This is a genomic window from Pseudoduganella lutea (assembly GCF_004209755.1).
GTDB classification, from domain to species: domain Bacteria; phylum Pseudomonadota; class Gammaproteobacteria; order Burkholderiales; family Burkholderiaceae_D; genus Rugamonas; species Rugamonas lutea.
Genome location: NZ_CP035913.1, coordinates 5193840 through 5208792 on the forward strand (window position 1 = coordinate 5193840; position 14953 = coordinate 5208792).

Annotated in this window: 8 protein-coding genes and 1 pseudogene; 4 read left to right on the top strand and 5 right to left on the bottom strand. The window is 66.1% G+C overall.

The window, feature by feature from the left end; genetic code table 11:
• Positions 1–135 precede the first annotated feature (135 nt).
• The 5 genes from EWM63_RS22245 to EWM63_RS22265 all read right to left on the bottom strand — a co-directional run bounded on the left by EWM63_RS22245 (position 136) and on the right by EWM63_RS22265 (position 7662).
• On the bottom strand, positions 136–1110 hold the full coding sequence (locus EWM63_RS22245) for a GGDEF domain-containing protein (RefSeq protein WP_130188482.1): 975 nt from the start codon (positions 1108–1110) through the stop codon (positions 136–138).
• A 270-nt stretch (positions 1111–1380) separates the two neighbouring features.
• Complete coding sequence (locus EWM63_RS22250) at positions 1381–3042, bottom strand: mechanosensitive ion channel family protein (RefSeq protein WP_130188483.1); 1662 nt, start codon at positions 3040–3042, stop codon at positions 1381–1383.
• Between the two features lie 194 nt (positions 3043–3236).
• Complete coding sequence (locus EWM63_RS22255; protein WP_130188484.1) at positions 3237–3740, bottom strand: META domain-containing protein; 504 nt, start codon at positions 3738–3740, stop codon at positions 3237–3239.
• Positions 3741–3864: 124 nt separating this feature from the next.
• Positions 3865–5124 carry a glycosyl hydrolase gene (locus tag EWM63_RS22260; protein WP_229487432.1) on the bottom strand — a complete coding sequence of 420 codons (1260 nt, stop codon included), beginning with the start codon at positions 5122–5124 and terminating at the stop codon, positions 3865–3867.
• A gap of 321 nt (positions 5125–5445) precedes the next feature.
• Positions 5446–7662: a beta-glucosidase gene (locus EWM63_RS22265; RefSeq protein ID WP_229487433.1), complete on the bottom strand. Its 2217-nt coding sequence runs from the start codon at positions 7660–7662 to the stop codon at positions 5446–5448.
• A 495-nt stretch (positions 7663–8157) separates the two neighbouring features.
• On the opposite strand from EWM63_RS22265, the gene EWM63_RS22270 reads away from it, so the two are divergent.
• From EWM63_RS22270 to EWM63_RS22285, 4 genes and pseudogenes are all read left to right on the top strand, one after another.
• Positions 8158–11190, top strand: a complete 3033-nt coding sequence (locus EWM63_RS22270; protein ID WP_130188486.1) for a TonB-dependent receptor — start codon at positions 8158–8160, stop codon at positions 11188–11190.
• Positions 11191–11281: 91 nt separating this feature from the next.
• Entirely contained in the window at positions 11282–12541 is a 1260-nt protein-coding gene (locus EWM63_RS22275; protein WP_130188487.1) for a glycoside hydrolase family 6 protein, read from the top strand.
• A 157-nt stretch (positions 12542–12698) separates the two neighbouring features.
• A pseudogene (gene glk, locus EWM63_RS22280) lies at positions 12699–13711 on the top strand (glucokinase).
• Positions 13712–13963: 252 nt separating this feature from the next.
• A complete protein-coding gene (locus tag EWM63_RS22285; RefSeq protein WP_130188488.1) occupies positions 13964–14932 on the top strand; it encodes a zinc-binding dehydrogenase in 969 nt (322 codons plus the stop codon).
• Positions 14933–14953 lie beyond the last annotated feature (21 nt).

Sequence of the window (14953 nt, forward strand, 5' to 3'; positions counted from 1 at the left end):
GAACAGGTGGCCCGCGATCGGCCGGCCGCCGATGCCGAGGTAATCGGTGCAGGCTGCGGTCATGCGAGCAGTAACAAGCGCCGTTGGGCAGCCGCTGGACGGTGAGTTTTCCGGTCGAGCCACATGCTGGGCCGATCAACGGCCCGAGCGCACTTCCTGTTCTTTTTTATCGACAAACATCGCGTCATCCGCAGCCTGGATCATCGTTTCGATGGATACATCCGTGTCGTGCGGGAAGTGGGCAACGCCGACACTGTATTCGATCTGATAGGGCTTATCGAGTTTTTGGTTCGCATTGGCAGCCGCAATCCTGAACCTCTCGAGAATGCCGCCGATCCTGTTCTCGTCGGAATCCAGCAGCATGACGACAAATTCATCGCCTCCCAGGCGTGCAACGACGTCACAGTCGCGAAACGACGACAGCATGATCTGCGCGAACGAGAGCAGGGCAAAGTCACCTTCGTGATGACCATAGGTGTCGTTGATTGCCTTGAACTTGTTCAGGTCGAACAACGCGATGGATATCGGAAGCTTGTTTCGTCGGCAGACCTTCAGGCTATGATCGACCAGGGTCATGAAGCCCCTGCGGTTCGATATCATCGTCAGCTCATCGAGGGTCGCCAGCTGGATCGACTTGATTTCCTGTTCGATCATCTCACCCAAGTCCCGGAGAAGCTGCTGGTCCTCTTCATCCATCTCCCTCGGCTTGGTATCGATCAGGCACAAGGTCCCGATATTGATGCCTTGCCTGAGCTTCAGTACGTAACCGGCATAGAACCGGATATTCGGTGCGTCGGTAACAAGCGGGTTATCGTTGAATCTTTCGTCATCGAGCGCGTTTGGAATGATGAACAATCCACCCTGGTTGATTGCGTGACCACAGAAGGATATTTCCCTTGGTGTTTCGGTTGCGTCCAGTCCTTGGGCGGACTTGAACCATTGCCGGTCTTCATCAATCAAGCTGACCAGCGAAATCGGCACACCGAACAATCGCTTGGCGAGCCGGGTAACACGATCGAACCGCTCTTCGTGGGAGCTGTCCAGAATTTGAAGTGCTCGCAGCGCATGCAGGCGCTCGGCCTCGTTCTCGGGGATGTCAGGACGTTTCATACTGTGGCTTTCAACGCATTGTGATTTTTCGGCAACGTATCGGTCAGCTGGCACCCGTATGACTGCACGCCGGGTTTTGTCGAGTTCGCAATGACGCAATCGCCGCCATTGTAAGGCAAATTAGTTTCCTCTAAGAAAAATTCGCGAGGTCTGGATTGTATGGCTCATGCTCATGGGCACATGCCGAATCCTGCCATTCACAATCCTGTATAGCTTCTTTCAGAATGCCGCATGTCGCCGACGCATATTGGTTGTCTTGCCGAGTGCCGTTCATGTCGCCGCGTTCCGGGGAACTGAAGCGGGTGCTTCCTCCGGCGATTCCCGCGACGCGGGCCCATACCAGTCGGCCGGCCGAACCACCTGGGGCACCCGCGCTTCCTGGATGAAGTGCGGCGACATGATCTGCACGCCGTGGCGGTTGAACTCGTCGAGAACGTTCTGGTGGAGGTGGCTCAGGGCTTCGGCGCGTGCGCGCGGCGCGCTCACGTCCGCGTAGGCGACCAGGCGGTATTCGATGTAGAAGTCCGAGAGCGCCGTCTGCGCAACGAAGGCAGGCGGCGTGGCCAGGATGCCTTCCGTGTTGCGCGCGGCGGTTTCAAGCATCGCGTGCACCTGGCGCCAGGGCGTGTCGTAGCCGATGGTAACCGTGGTGTCGACGACGAAACCGCTGCCCGGGAATGCCCGCGACAGGTTCTTCGTCGTGTTGGCGAGCACATAGGCGTTCGGCATCGACACCTCTTCGCCAAGACCGGTACGCAGGCGGGTACTGAACATGCCCAGCTCGACGACCGTGCCTTCGGCCTCGCCGATCTTCACGTATTCGCCCTTGCGCAGCGGCCGGGTGTACATCAGGATCAGGCCGGCGGCACCCTGGGCGACGATGCTGGAAGCGCCGATCGACACCATCAGGCCGGCCAGCACCGTGACCCCCTGGAAGGCGGCCGTATGCGAACCCGGAAGGTAGGGATAGGCCATGGCCAGTGCGAACAGCCAGATCACCAGGTTGGCGAGGCGCCGGCTGGGCGCGGCCGTATCCTGGTCGAGCCCGCCGAGCTGGAGTTGTCCGCTTTCGATACGCCTCGAGACCGAAGTGACCGTGACCGTCGCGATATGCGCGACGGCGGCAATCAGCAAGACGATCAGCAAGCCCGGCACCGCGGCAGCCACGCTGCGCGCGATCTCCGCGCTGGTCTCGACCAGATGACCCTGCAGCCATTCGCCCCAGGCGCGCGAATAGGGAAACTGGCGCAGCACGAACGTGAGCCACAGATAACTTGCCAGCAGCCTGAGCGCCCAGGCCGCAACGATCACCAGCCTGCGCACCAGGCGGACATAATGTTCCGCGTCCAGCAGGCGCACGTTGCGGAAACTGAGCCGTTCGAGCCGCCTGGCCAGCAGCACTTGCAGGTGCCGGTCAGCCGAGGCTTGTCCCAGGCCGATGCCCCGCAGGGCAAGCAGATAGCCGAGCGTCGCCGCGACGGCCAGTCCGGCGGCGATGGCGAGATAACGCGGACTGGCCTGTTCCATCCTTTCGCCCAGCGCCACCGACATGCGCGCCGCGCTGTCGGCGGCGACGCTGTCGGGCGTGTCGCCGGCAAGCAGGTTGACGTCGCCCGGTGTTACCAGGAACAGCAGCGAGCCGTCGAGCAGGACCTGGGCGCCTTCGGGGATCGAGCGGATGCTGGCGATCCCGCGCCCCTTCCTGGCGAGCACCCGTTCGAGGCGGCGCTCGGCGGCCTCGGCGCGGTCGGCCGGAGAGTAGCCAGCCAGCGGGGCGCGGAACACGAAGATGGACCGGTTGGCGACGACCAGCTCCGCGCTCGGGGCGGCGGGCACCTGCGTCTGCACCTGCGCCTGCGCCGGCAGGGCGAAGGGCACGAGCACGAAAAGGCAGGCAAGCAAGGCGAGGCGCAGGCGCAAAATGGAGGTCATGAGGATGGTCATGAAGGCGGGCATGGTCGGGCGCAGTGAAAGAGGGCGTGGCCGGCGGACCGGTTCCCGGCAATCTTTACATGGAACGGTCCGCCGGGCAAAACCACTATCGAGTCAACAGCGGTTCGATGCGGGGCGGGACAGCGGGAACAGCATGGCGATTCCGGCGCTCGTCAACCGCGCCGACCTGGCCGTCAGCGCCGCCGGGCCCACTGGTACACGCCGCCGTCCGCCATCAGGGAAAGGTACAGCCGGTCGCCGTCGATCCGGTAGCTGCGCACCGACTCGATGTCGCGGGGCAGGCGTTCATTCATCGCCTGCGGGGGGCACATGGCCCGCGTCGTTGCGACGGTGCCGAAGCGCAGGCTGCCGCTCCCGGCGCCCGCCGCGTCGCCCTCCCAGGTGCCATTCCAGCGATTGCAGTCGAAGCGGAAGACCGCCTTGCCGTCGGCGCTGAATTGAAGCTGGTACTGCTCCGCCTCCTGCGGCTTGATCACGCCGGTCGTGTCGCTTGAGGAAGTGAAGGACACCAGGTTCCAGGCGCTCCCCGCGAGCCCTGCATTGCGCGGTCCGGCGCTTCCTTGCGGGCCGCCCGCGCAGCCCGCGAGCAGGGCGGCCGCGAGGCCCGCGCATGCAACGCGCCAGGTGCGCGCAGGGCGGCGGCGCAGGCGTTGATCGATCCGGTGCAAAGACATCATCGACGATTCCTTTCAAGTTGATCCCGGCCTGGTACTGCCCGGCGAGCCGACTGGACCCGGGACATGAGCGTTCCGCCATTGTAGTCCGGCACCGCAAGTCGCGGCATCACGCCGCACGCCATGGTCACCGGACCGGAGCAGCCAAATGGCGCGGCACCCTGTCGAGCGTGATCACGAGCGGGTGATGGTAGACCTTGCGCTTGTGCGCGTTGGTGTTGTAGTACTCGCCCGTCCAGAAATTCTCCTTTGCGGTCACGCCGGCAGGCGTGTCGCGGTCGTTCCACGTCATGAACCACAGCCACCACGCGCCATCGGCCGCGAGCTTGTCCGGATCGGGAATGTAGCCATTCTCGCTGAGCGCGACGGGCTTGTTTTCCGGCGTCGTCCTGCGCGCTTGCAGATAGGTGCGCAACTGCGAGCCGTAGGCCTTGTTGTCGCCTTCGTCGTAGATATCGTGGCTGATGATGTCGACGACGTCGTCGCCCGGATACCAGGCGGGGTCCTGGCCATTCCACACCCAGATAAGGTTGTGGAGGCCATGGACGTTGACCAGCCGGTCATACATGTGGCGCCACAGCAGGATGCTGGCATAGGCTTGCGGCACCCCGTCGTTGCGGGCCCGGCCCCACCAGAACCAGCCATCGCCATCGTTTCCGGATGCTTCGTGCAGCGGGCGCCACAAGACTGTCACGCCGGCGCCGGCGAGCTTTTTCAGTTCGGCTGCGACCAGGTCGATACCGTCGTCGATCTGGCGCAGCGCCGGGCTGGTGCTGTCCAGCGCATTCCCGGCGACGGGGATGGTGAACGCCGTGTTGTTGCCGGGATTTGCATCGCGCACGTAGAAATTGGCCTTGTTGACCGAAGGCGTGCGCAACAGGGCCGGGTCGCGCCAGTGCCAGCTGAACGCAACGAGCCCGCCCCGGCGGGCCCAGGCGATCGCTTCCTCGGTCTGGCGCTGGCCATCGGCCGAGCCAGGGGGCATGCCGTAGTTCATGAAATCGTAGCCCATCAGCGCCGGATACTTGCCCGTGTCCGCGTGGACCCGTTCGGCCATGTCGATCGCATCCTTCCAGGTCAGGTCGGACTGGCCGGACAGCACGTAGCGCCCCCAGGTACTGCGCAGCCAGGTGTACAGGTCGCGGGTTGCCCGCGTTGCCTGCGCGTCGACCGGTGCATCGCGGCCGGCCCCCGCCGGCATGCCGTTCCGGCGATCCGGGCAGAAGCTGCGCGCGATGCAGTAGCGGCCTTCTTCGAAGCCCCAGCCGTCGCTGCGGGTGCAGGACGGCCAGGCCTTGGCATTGACGAAGCAGGTCTCCGCAGTGTTGGTCGGGCCATTGGCGCAACCGGCCAGTACCAGGCTCGCAAGCATTGCGAGCGGCTTCATGAGTGTCGAGCGAAAACGCATCGTGGCTCCTGTGGGCCCGGCACCGCCGGGCGGTCATGAAAAGAGAGGGGGTCTGCCCGTGTCGTGGCGGGACCCGGCAACGCACCAGGCGCGCCAGCATGTCGCCACCGGGCCGCGCGTTGGCGGCACCCGGTGAGCGGTGTCGAAATGTAGGCGGGCCGGCGGCCGGCAGCAATAGCGACGTTCGATACGCCGCCGTGTTTAGCCCTGTTTAGTGATCCCGTGCCGTCGCCCGATCGGGGCGATGGGGCAGGGACGGGCTTCGGCAGGAGCCAGGGCGTTGGCCGCCCGATGGCAGGTTCAGCGGCCGCCGGCCGCGAACTCGCGCGCCGACAGGCGCACCTTGACGGTCGCCACCGGCGCATCGGCCGCTTCGGCGAGGATCACCGTGTACTCGCCGGCGGCGATCTTCCACTTGCCGCTGGCGCTGTCGAAGACGGCCAGCGTGCGCGGGTCGATGGCAACGCGGCTGGCGCGGCGTTCGCCGGCCCCCAGCGCCAGCTTGTCCCAGCCGCCCAGGCGCTTCGGCGCCTCCCAGCCGGCACCGGCCTTGCTCACGTAGACCTGCGGCACCGCCTTGCCGGCGCGCTTGCCGTCGTTGGTCACGCTGAACGACACGTCGATCGTGCCATCCTTTGCCGCCGCCGCCAGGCCGGCGTACTTGAACGAGGTGTACGACAGGCCATGGCCAAAGGCAAACAGCGGCTTGAGGCCTTTCTTGTCGAACCACTTGTAGCCGACCGCCGCGCCTTCGATGTCGTAGTCGGTCGTGAAGCGGCTCCCTTCCGGCAGGCCGGTACCGTCCACCACGGGGCGCGGCAACTGGTCCACCGAGGTCGGGAAGGTGGCCGGCAGGCGGCCGGAGGCATCCACCTCGCCGGTCAGCACGCGGGCGATCGCCTCGCCGCCGCTGCTGCCCGGGTACCAGGCCTGCACCACCGCGTCGACCTTGTCCAGCCACGGCATGGTGACCGGCGAACCGGTTTCCAGCACCACCACGACAGGCTTGCCGGCGGCCGCCACGGCGGCGATCACCGCGTCCTGGCCGCCGGGCAGCGACAGGTCGGGCTGGTCGATGCTCTCGGCGGTCCACTGCGTCGCGAAGACCAGGGACAGGTCGCTGGCCGCGGCCAGCCGGGCGGCCGCGGCCGTATCCTTGCCATCGTGATAGACGATCTTCGCATTCAGGCGCTTCGCCAGCGCCTGCATCGGCGAGGAGGGCAGGTAGACGATCGGGCCGGGGAACGTTTTCGGGCCTTCGTTGGGCACCGGCGAGCCGCCGATCGGGTACACCTGCGAGGAACCGCCGCCCGACAGCACGCCCACGTCGGCATGGCCGCCGATGATGGCGATGGTGCGATGCGCGCCGGCCAGCGGCAGCACGCCGTTGCGGTTCTTCAGCAGCACGATGCCTTCCTCGGCGGCCTGCCGGGAAACCTGCGCATCCGCGGCGAAATCGATCTTTTCCGGTTCAACCCGCACCGGGTGTTCCATCACGCCGTTGGCATACATGGCGCGCAGGATGCGCTGCACCATGTCGTCGAGCCGGGCCTGCGGCACGTGGCCGTTTTCCACCGCTTCCTTCAGTGCCCCGTTGAAGTACGGCGACTGGTCGAACGGCCAGCCGGACTGCTGGTCCAAGCCGGACAGCGCGGCCGGAATGGTCGAGTGAACGGCGCCCCAGTCGGACATCACGTAGCCCTTGTAGCCCCAGTCGCGCTTGAGCACCTTGTTGAGCAGGTAGTCGTTCTCGCAGGCGTAGGCATTATTGACCAGGTTGTAGGCGCACATAACGGAACCCGGATCGCCCCGTTCGATGGCAACCTGGAAGGCCAGCAGGTCGGACATGCGGCCCGCCGCGTCGCCGATCTTGACGTTCACCTTGAAGCGGCCCGTCTCCTGGTCGTTGTAGGCGAAGTGCTTGACGGTGGCGAGCACGTGGTTGGACTGGATGCCGCGGATCTGCTCGCCCGCGATGACGCCGCTCAGCAGCGGATCCTCGCCCGCGTATTCGAAGTTGCGGCCGTTGCGCGGCTCGCGCTGCAGGTTGACGCCGCCGGCCAGCATCACGTTGTGGCCGGACAGGCGCGCCTGCTTGCCGATCATGGCGCCGCCCGCGTAGCTGAGCGCCGGGTTCCAGCTGGCCGCCGTGGCGATGCCCGCCGGCAGGGCCGTGCGCTGGCGCGGCGAGGGATTCGGCTGCGAGGCGACACCGGTGCCGGCATCCGTCAACTGCTGGTGCGGGATGCCCAGGCGTTCCACGCCCGGGATAAAGCCGGCAGTGAACGGCACGCCTTCCTTCGGCTTCGCCGTGCCCTTGAAATCGGTGGAGAAGTAGCCGAACACGGTCTGGATCTTTTCATCCAGCGTCATCGCGGCCACCGTGGCGCGGGCGCGCTGGTCGGGATCCGTCTTGCGGCCATCGGCGGCGGCATCGGCCGCCATGGCCTGCGCCGCCGAGGCGATAAGGGTCAATGCCAGGGCGGCGTGCTTCATGTCGATGCTGAGTTGTCTCATCCGTTACTTTCTTGTCGTTGTTGAAAACACGTCACACGCGCGCGCAGTCCTGATTCCTGGCCTGCGAACGGCGCCTGTCTCGTTGTCCCGGCCCGCCGGAAACTTGTGTGAAGTGACGTCTATGCACGTGATAAATCATCTGAAAACGATTTCATCGCATGTTCGTCATCGTTTGCTGCGAAGTCAAGGGTCTCGTAGGAAGTATCCGAAAAATCACCCGGAATTCGTATCTTTACTACGTTTAGTGCAACACACTAAACAAAATTGTTGACGGAACTTCACGGTTCCCGGTAAGTTTCGCCTCCTGAATTTGTTTTCATAAGCGCGTTGGTGAAATTCCCACCGCGTTGCCCGATGCATCCAATGCCCGAAGCCAACCCTTCGGGTTTTCTTTGCCGGCGTCTGAAAACGATTTCAGAGACCTGCGGCGTGCGGCAACGCGGCGCCAGAAAGCGGGCATCGACCCAACAAAAATTACTCTGCATCGGAGACAGAATGAATCACTTCAAGAAGACCGCGATGGCCATCGCGGTATCCCATATCGCCGCCCTGACGGCCGGCGCCGCGCTGGCCCAGTCGACCGGCTCGTCCACGGAAGGCACGGCGAATGCGAATGCCAGCGTCGTGGTGGTCTCGGGCCAGCGCGCCGCGCTGCAGTCGGCCCAGAAGATCAAGCAGGATGCCGACGAAGTCGTCGACTCGATCAATGCCGAAGACATCGGCAAGCTGCCCGACCGCTCCGTGACGGAAGTGCTGCAACGCGTGGTCGGCGTAACGATCGACCGCAGCATGGCCGGCGACCCGCAGCACTATGCGGTGGAAGGATCGGGCGTGGCGATCCGCGGCTTGAACTACGTGCGTTCCGAGTTGAACGGCCGCGACTCGTTCTCCGCCAACGGCGCCCGTTCCCTCAGCTTCGAAGACGTGCCGCCCGAGCTGATGGCCGGCGTGGACGTGTACAAGAATCCGTCGGCGGAGCAGATCGAAGGCGCGATCAGCGGCCTGGTCAACCTGCGCACGGCCATGCCGTTCGACTTCAAGGGTTTCAAGGGATCGGTCTCGGGGCAGATGTCGTACTCCACGCTGCGCGAGGGCAAGCCCACGCCGTCGACGTCGCTGCTGCTGTCGGACCGCTGGAAGACGCGCTTCGGCGAGTTCGGCCTGCTCGTCGACTTCGCCAGGTCGCAGAGCGACACCCGCACCGACAACTTCCAGATCGAGCCCTACTACCCGCGTGACAACCTGGTGCCCGGCCGCACCGTGTGGGTGCCGACCGGCGTTACATGGCGCACGATGGAATTCGAGCGCGAGCGCAAGGGCCAGTACGCCGCGGCGCAGTGGCGACCGAACCGCGACCTGTCCACGTCGCTGACGTATTTCAAGTCCAGCTACGAGAACAGCTGGAGCGAGCAGGCGATGCTGATGAAGCACACCACGCCGTATGCGATCCAGGTGGCCAACGGGGTCTACGATGCGAACGGCGCCCTGCTGTCCGGCACGCTGTCGGACCCGGAACACGGCGGCATCAACCTGAATCCGGACCGCCGCGTGTCCAGCCGCAATTCGTCGACCACCGACATCGCCTGGAATGTGCAGTGGCGCGTGAACCAGGACTGGACCATCCGCAACGACGTGCAGCGCATCCGCGCCAAGACCGGTTCGCTGGACTCCGATGTCGCCACCGGCATGCTGCTGCAGAAGCAGGGCATCGACCTGACGACCAAGCTGCCGACCTTGCACTTCGACGATGCGGACCGCGCCGCCATCGCCAATCCGAACAATTACTACTGGGCCTACACGATGGAACACCTGGACCGCTCGACGGCCAGCAACAACGTGTGGAAGACCGACGTGCAGTACAACTTCGATCACGCGATCCTGCGCGACGTGCGTTTCGGCGTGCGCTTCACCGACCGCAAGTCGCTGACGCAGAACTCGAACCCCAGCTACAACTGGCAGGCCATCACGCAGCCCTACATGCTGGGCTGGAACATCCCCACGCTGGCCTACCTGGGCGATCCCCGCTTCAACAACGAGGTGCGCGTCCACCCGTTCAACAACTTCTTCAACGGCGATGCATCGGTGCCGGCGGCGGTGTTCCCCAGCGACAGCCTGGCGCGCGGTTATCCCGACAGTTACGCGACGCTGCACAGCTACCACACCATCCTGTGCGAACAGCAGGCGGCAACCCAGGGCTGGGGCACATGCGACCCGTGGAAGCGCGCCACGTTCGGCACCGATCCGGCGGAAATCAACGACGTGGCCGAGAAGACCAAGGCCTTCTATACGCAGCTGCGCTTCGGCTTCGATGACCTGAAGTACCCGGTGGACGGCAATATCGGCGTGCGCTACGTGAAGACCGACATGCGCGCCGCCGGCTACACCGTGTTCACGCCGAACGTGGTGGCCATTCCGCCGGGCGCCGCCGTGACGGGGGTGCCGGTCCCGGACATCAAGGCGTTCTCGCGGCAGGCCGACTTCGAGCATGCGTACAGCAACGTGTTGCCCAGCCTGAACCTGCGGCTGAAGGGCACGGGCGGCTGGCAATTCCGCCTGGCGCTGGCGAAGGCCATGTCGCGGCCCGACTTCGGCCGGCTGCAGGCCTACAACCGGCTGTCGCAGCAGGTCAACAGCAGCGTCAATCCGGCCACCGGCGCGGTCAATATCGACAGCGTCAGCCTGACCGGCGAAGCTTCCGGCAATCCGATGCTCAAGCCGACCATGTCGACCCAGCTGGACGTGACCGCCGAGTGGTATTTCGCGCCCGGCGGCTCGTTCACGGTGGCCCTGTTCAACAAGCGCCTGAAGGACATCGTCGTCGACCAGATGGTCAACGTCGAATTGCCCGACACGGCGGGGGCGATGCACCGCTTCGCCACCACATCGCCGGTCAACGGCGCGAAGGGCCATGCCCGCGGCTTCGAACTGGCCTACCAGCAGTACTACGACAACGTGCCGAACTGGCTGAAGGGCATCGGCGTGCAGGCCAGCTTCACGTTCGTCGACAGCGCGCGCGACCTGTACAACCCGGTGTATTCGGAATACTGCAGCGGCAGCGCCGACGGCGCCGCCAACCTGAACCTGAACATCAACGGCTGCGACACGGATGGCCGCGTGTTCGGCAACCTGCCGCTGCAGGGCCTGTCGCGCCAGAGCGCCAACCTGTCGCTGATGTACGACCGCGGCCCGGTCTCGGCGCGCGTTGCCTACAACTGGCGTTCGCGCAGCCTGCAGTCGGTCAATGCCTGGGGTGCGCGCGGCACCGACGGCAAGGATACCAACCCGGCCAGCCCGACCTACGGCGCCGAGAACCTGGCGTGGGGCCTGCCATTGTGGGCCGAGGCCTATGGCCAGATCGACGCCTCGATCTTCTACAAGTTGACCGAAAAGCTGTCGATCGGCCTGGAAGCGCAAAACCTGACCGATGTGAAGTTCCGCCAGACCATGGACCAGCACATCGGCAACATGAACCACACCTGGTTCAAGACGGGGCCGCGCTACACGGCGCAGCTGCGTTACGACTTCTGATCCAGCGGGTGTTGCACGACAGGCCGGCCATCTGGCCGGCCTGAATGGAGACGCAGTACCGCAGTACATAACATAACGACAGGAGAAATCCATGATGCATACCGTATTCCGGCCAGCCCTGGCCACGCTCGTCCTGCTTGCCAGCGGTGCCGCCAGCGCCGCGCCTACCTGCGCCGCAACGTATGCCACGCGCGACGACTGGGCCAACGGCTTCGTCGTCGACATCGTCGTCACCAATACCGGCAGCGGTACCGTCAGCGGCTGGAACGTCACGTGGGACTATGGCAGCCCGGTCTCGCTGGCCAGTGCCCCGTGGGGCGCGCGGGTGGCCGTCGCAGGCGGCCGGATAACAGCCAGCGACGATGGCGGGCGTCCAACGATCGAGCCTGGCGCCAGTGTCGGCTTTGGCCTGCCGCTGGCGTATGCCGGCGCGCGGCCGGTCCCCGGCAGGATCACGGTCGGCGGCGTCAATTGCACGATCCAGGCACCCAGCCCGAACCTGTACAGCGACCCGCAGTCGGCCGCGGCGCGGTGGGTGCGCGACAACGCCGGCGATGGCCGTGCGGCCGAGATCGGCCCGCGCATCGCCAGCCAGCCGGCCGCGAAGTGGTTCGGCGGCTGGAGCGGCGACATCGGCAATGCGGTCGGCAGTTATGTCGGCGCGGCCGCCGCCGCGGGGCGCGTGCCGGTGCTGGTCGCCTACAACATTCCGGCGCGCGATTGCGGCCAGCACAGCGTCGGCGGCGCCGGTTCGGCGGCGGCCTACCAGGACTGGATCCGTGCGTTCGCCAACGCGATCGGCCCGCGCGAAGCCGTGGTGGTGCTGGAACCCGATGCGCTGCCGCAGCTCGACTGCCTCGAAGCGGCCGGCAAGGCAACCCGGCTGCAACTGTTCCGTCACGCGGTGGCCCAGTTCAACGAGCGGGCGCCACGCACGGCGCTGTACATCGACATCGGCAACAGCGACTGGCTGGAACCGGCCGAGGCGGCGTCGCGCCTGCTCCAGGCCGGCGTCGCCAATGCCGAGGGCTTCGCGCTGAACGTGTCGAATTACCGTACCGATGCGGAAAGCAATCCGTATGGCATCGCGGTGAGCAACGCGCTGCAGCAGCAGGCCGGCTTGGGCAAGCCGTTCGTCGTCGATACCAGCCGCAATGGCGCGGGGCCGGACGGCCGCGAATGGTGCGACCCGGCGGGCCGCAAGATTGGTGTGCCGCCGCGCGTGAACGCGGTGGGCAGCCAGCCCGCCATGACGCTGTGGGTCAAGGCGCCCGGCGAAGCCGACGGTTGCGCGGCGGCGGCGGGTACCTTCCTGCCGGAGATGGCCTACAAGATGATCCACGGGTATTGATGGCCAGCCAGCGCCGCGTGCCTTGCGGCGGCGCTGGCCATCGCATGGATCCTCCGCAGGGCGGGGCGCGCTTCCGGGCGCACGCCGCCTGTTTTGTCCCGCGCCACCCGCCCGGTCGAGTACCTCGACTTCTTGACGATTGCCCGCGCCAATACTCATGATCCCGACGTTCTCCACGCCCGACCGCGTTGCCGATCATCCGGCAGGCCCGCGCCTGCTGGCGCACGTGGGCCGCACGCATGCGCGCTTCGCGCTGGAACCGGGACCGGGCCGGACAAGCCATGTACACGTCCTGCCATGCCGGGATTACCCGACGCTGGCGGCGGCACTGCGTGCCTGGCTGGCGCAGGCCGACGTTGCCGCCGCCGCGCCATCGGTACGGCATGGCGCGATCGCGCTCGCCAACCCGGCTACGGGCAATGGCGTGCGGATGCCGAACCATCCCTGGGATTTTTCCGTTACCCGGCTGCGCGACGAGTGCGGCGTCGACGTGCTTGCCGTGGTCGACGATTTATCGGCGCTGGCCCGGGCGTTGCCGCACCTGGTAGACCGCAAGCGGCAGGTGGGAGGAGGCTGCGCCGTTGCCGATACGCCGCTGGGTTTGCTGGGCGCCGGCACGCGGCTGGGCGTATCCGGCCTGGTCCCCACGGCCGCGGGCTGGACGGCGCTGCGATCGGCAGGCGGCCACGCCAGCTTTTCCCCGTCGATGCAACGGAGATCGCGATCCTGCGGTTTGCCCGGCGCGAATTCGGTGACGTGTCCGCCGAACGGCTGATGTCCCGCGCCGGCATCGAGCTGATCTACCGCGCCCTGGCGGACCTGCGGGGCGTGCCTCCCGAAGCACTGCCTTATACCGATATCGTGCACCGCGCACTGCGCGGCAGCTGCCCGCTGTGCGACGAGACTGTCGAGGCGTTCTGCGGCATGCTGGGCACCGTGGCAGGCAACCTGGCGGTCACGCTGGGCGCGCGCGGTGGCGTGTATATCGGCGGCGCGATCGTGGCGACATTGGGCGATCGCTTCGACCGGTCTTCGTTCCGCGCGCGCTTCGAGAAGAAGGGCCGTTTCGCGCATTATCTCGGTGCGGTGCCCACGTATGTCATCACTGCCGATGATCCCGCCTTGATCGGGTTGGCGGCGATCCTCGCGGAACGGCTGGCCGGTCCGTGATCGCTGGTCGCCGCGCCATCGGGACGGCGACACGGCTCCCATAGCCGGCCTGGCTAGAACCGGCGTTGTTTCCTGGCATGGATACGCGCCATGCCGGCATCGCGCGAGAGCAGGCAGTCAGCCGCAATCCCGCTGCCCGATCGTTCAGGGCATTATCACCAAAATGGGAACAGTGAAGCCTTCAATGCCATGTTTATCCTCCAGCGAGTGGCCACTATGATGAACCCATCAACCACTCACCAGGAGCACACCATGATCCACCAAGTCATCGCCCGCGAAACCGGCAACCCTTCCGTGATGCGCTACGAAGCCGCCGCCGATATCGGCAATCCCGGCCCGGGCCAGGTCCGCCTGCGGCACGAGGCGATCGGCGTCAACTTCGTCGACACGCTGTTCCGTTCGGGGGCCTTCAAGGTGCCGCTGCCGCTGGCGATGGGCGTCGAAGGCGCGGGCGTCGTGGTGCAGGTAGGCGAGGGCGTCACGACTGTGCAGCCGGGCGACCGCGTCGCGTATTTCTTTGCCTTCGGCGCTTACTCGACCGAGCGGCTGATCGATGCGCAGCAACTGGTGCGCCTGCCGAAGGAGGTCAGTGCGGAGAGCGCCGCCGCCACATTCACGAAAGGCCTGACGGCCTGGATGATGCTGTTCGGCGCCCACCAGCTGAAAGCCGGCGAAACGGTGCTCGTGCATGGCGCTGCCGGCGGCGTGGGCTCGATGGTTGCCCGCTGGGCCAGGGCACTGGGTGCCACCGTGATCGCCACCGCCGGTTCCGCCGCCAAGGCCGCAACCGTGCAGGCGAATGGTGCGCATCACGTGCTGCTGGCGGACGATCCGGCGTTGGCGTCGAAGGTGCGCGCACTGACCGGCGGGCGCGGCGTGGACGTCGTCTACGAACTGGTGGGCAAGGACACGTTCGCGCAATCGGTGGCGGCGCTGCGCGACGGCGGCCACCTCGTCCACGTGGGCAATGCCTCGGGCAGCCCCGTCGTCGACAAGGCCGCGCTGGCGGCACGCGGCATCCGCTATATCCAGCCCAGCACGGGGCAGTACGTGGGCGAGCGTGCCAGCCTGGAACGGGCCAGCGCCACGCTGTTCGCCGCGATGCGCGACGGCGTGTTCGGCGATGTGCAGGCGGCCCGTTATCCGCTGGCCGATGCGGCGCGCGCCCACGAGGACATCGCCGCGCGCCGCCTGTCGGGGCCTGCGATCCTGGTGCCGTAATACGTGGCGTAAGAAGTTGCG

Coding starts and splice junctions, on each gene's coding strand:
- EWM63_RS22245 (WP_130188482.1), bottom strand. CDS start 1,110: ATGAAACGTCCTGACATCCCCGAGAACGAGGCCGAGCGCCTGCATGCG.
- EWM63_RS22275 (WP_130188487.1), top strand. CDS start 11,282: ATGATGCATACCGTATTCCGGCCAGCCCTGGCCACGCTCGTCCTGCTT.
- EWM63_RS22250 (WP_130188483.1), bottom strand. CDS start 3,042: ATGACCTCCATTTTGCGCCTGCGCCTCGCCTTGCTTGCCTGCCTTTTC.
- EWM63_RS22260 (WP_229487432.1), bottom strand. CDS start 5,124: ATGAAGCCGCTCGCAATGCTTGCGAGCCTGGTACTGGCCGGTTGCGCC.
- EWM63_RS22255 (WP_130188484.1), bottom strand. CDS start 3,740: ATGATGTCTTTGCACCGGATCGATCAACGCCTGCGCCGCCGCCCTGCG.
- EWM63_RS22265 (WP_229487433.1), bottom strand. CDS start 7,662: ATGAGACAACTCAGCATCGACATGAAGCACGCCGCCCTGGCATTGACC.
- EWM63_RS22285 (WP_130188488.1), top strand. CDS start 13,964: ATGATCCACCAAGTCATCGCCCGCGAAACCGGCAACCCTTCCGTGATG.
- EWM63_RS22270 (WP_130188486.1), top strand. CDS start 8,158: ATGAATCACTTCAAGAAGACCGCGATGGCCATCGCGGTATCCCATATC.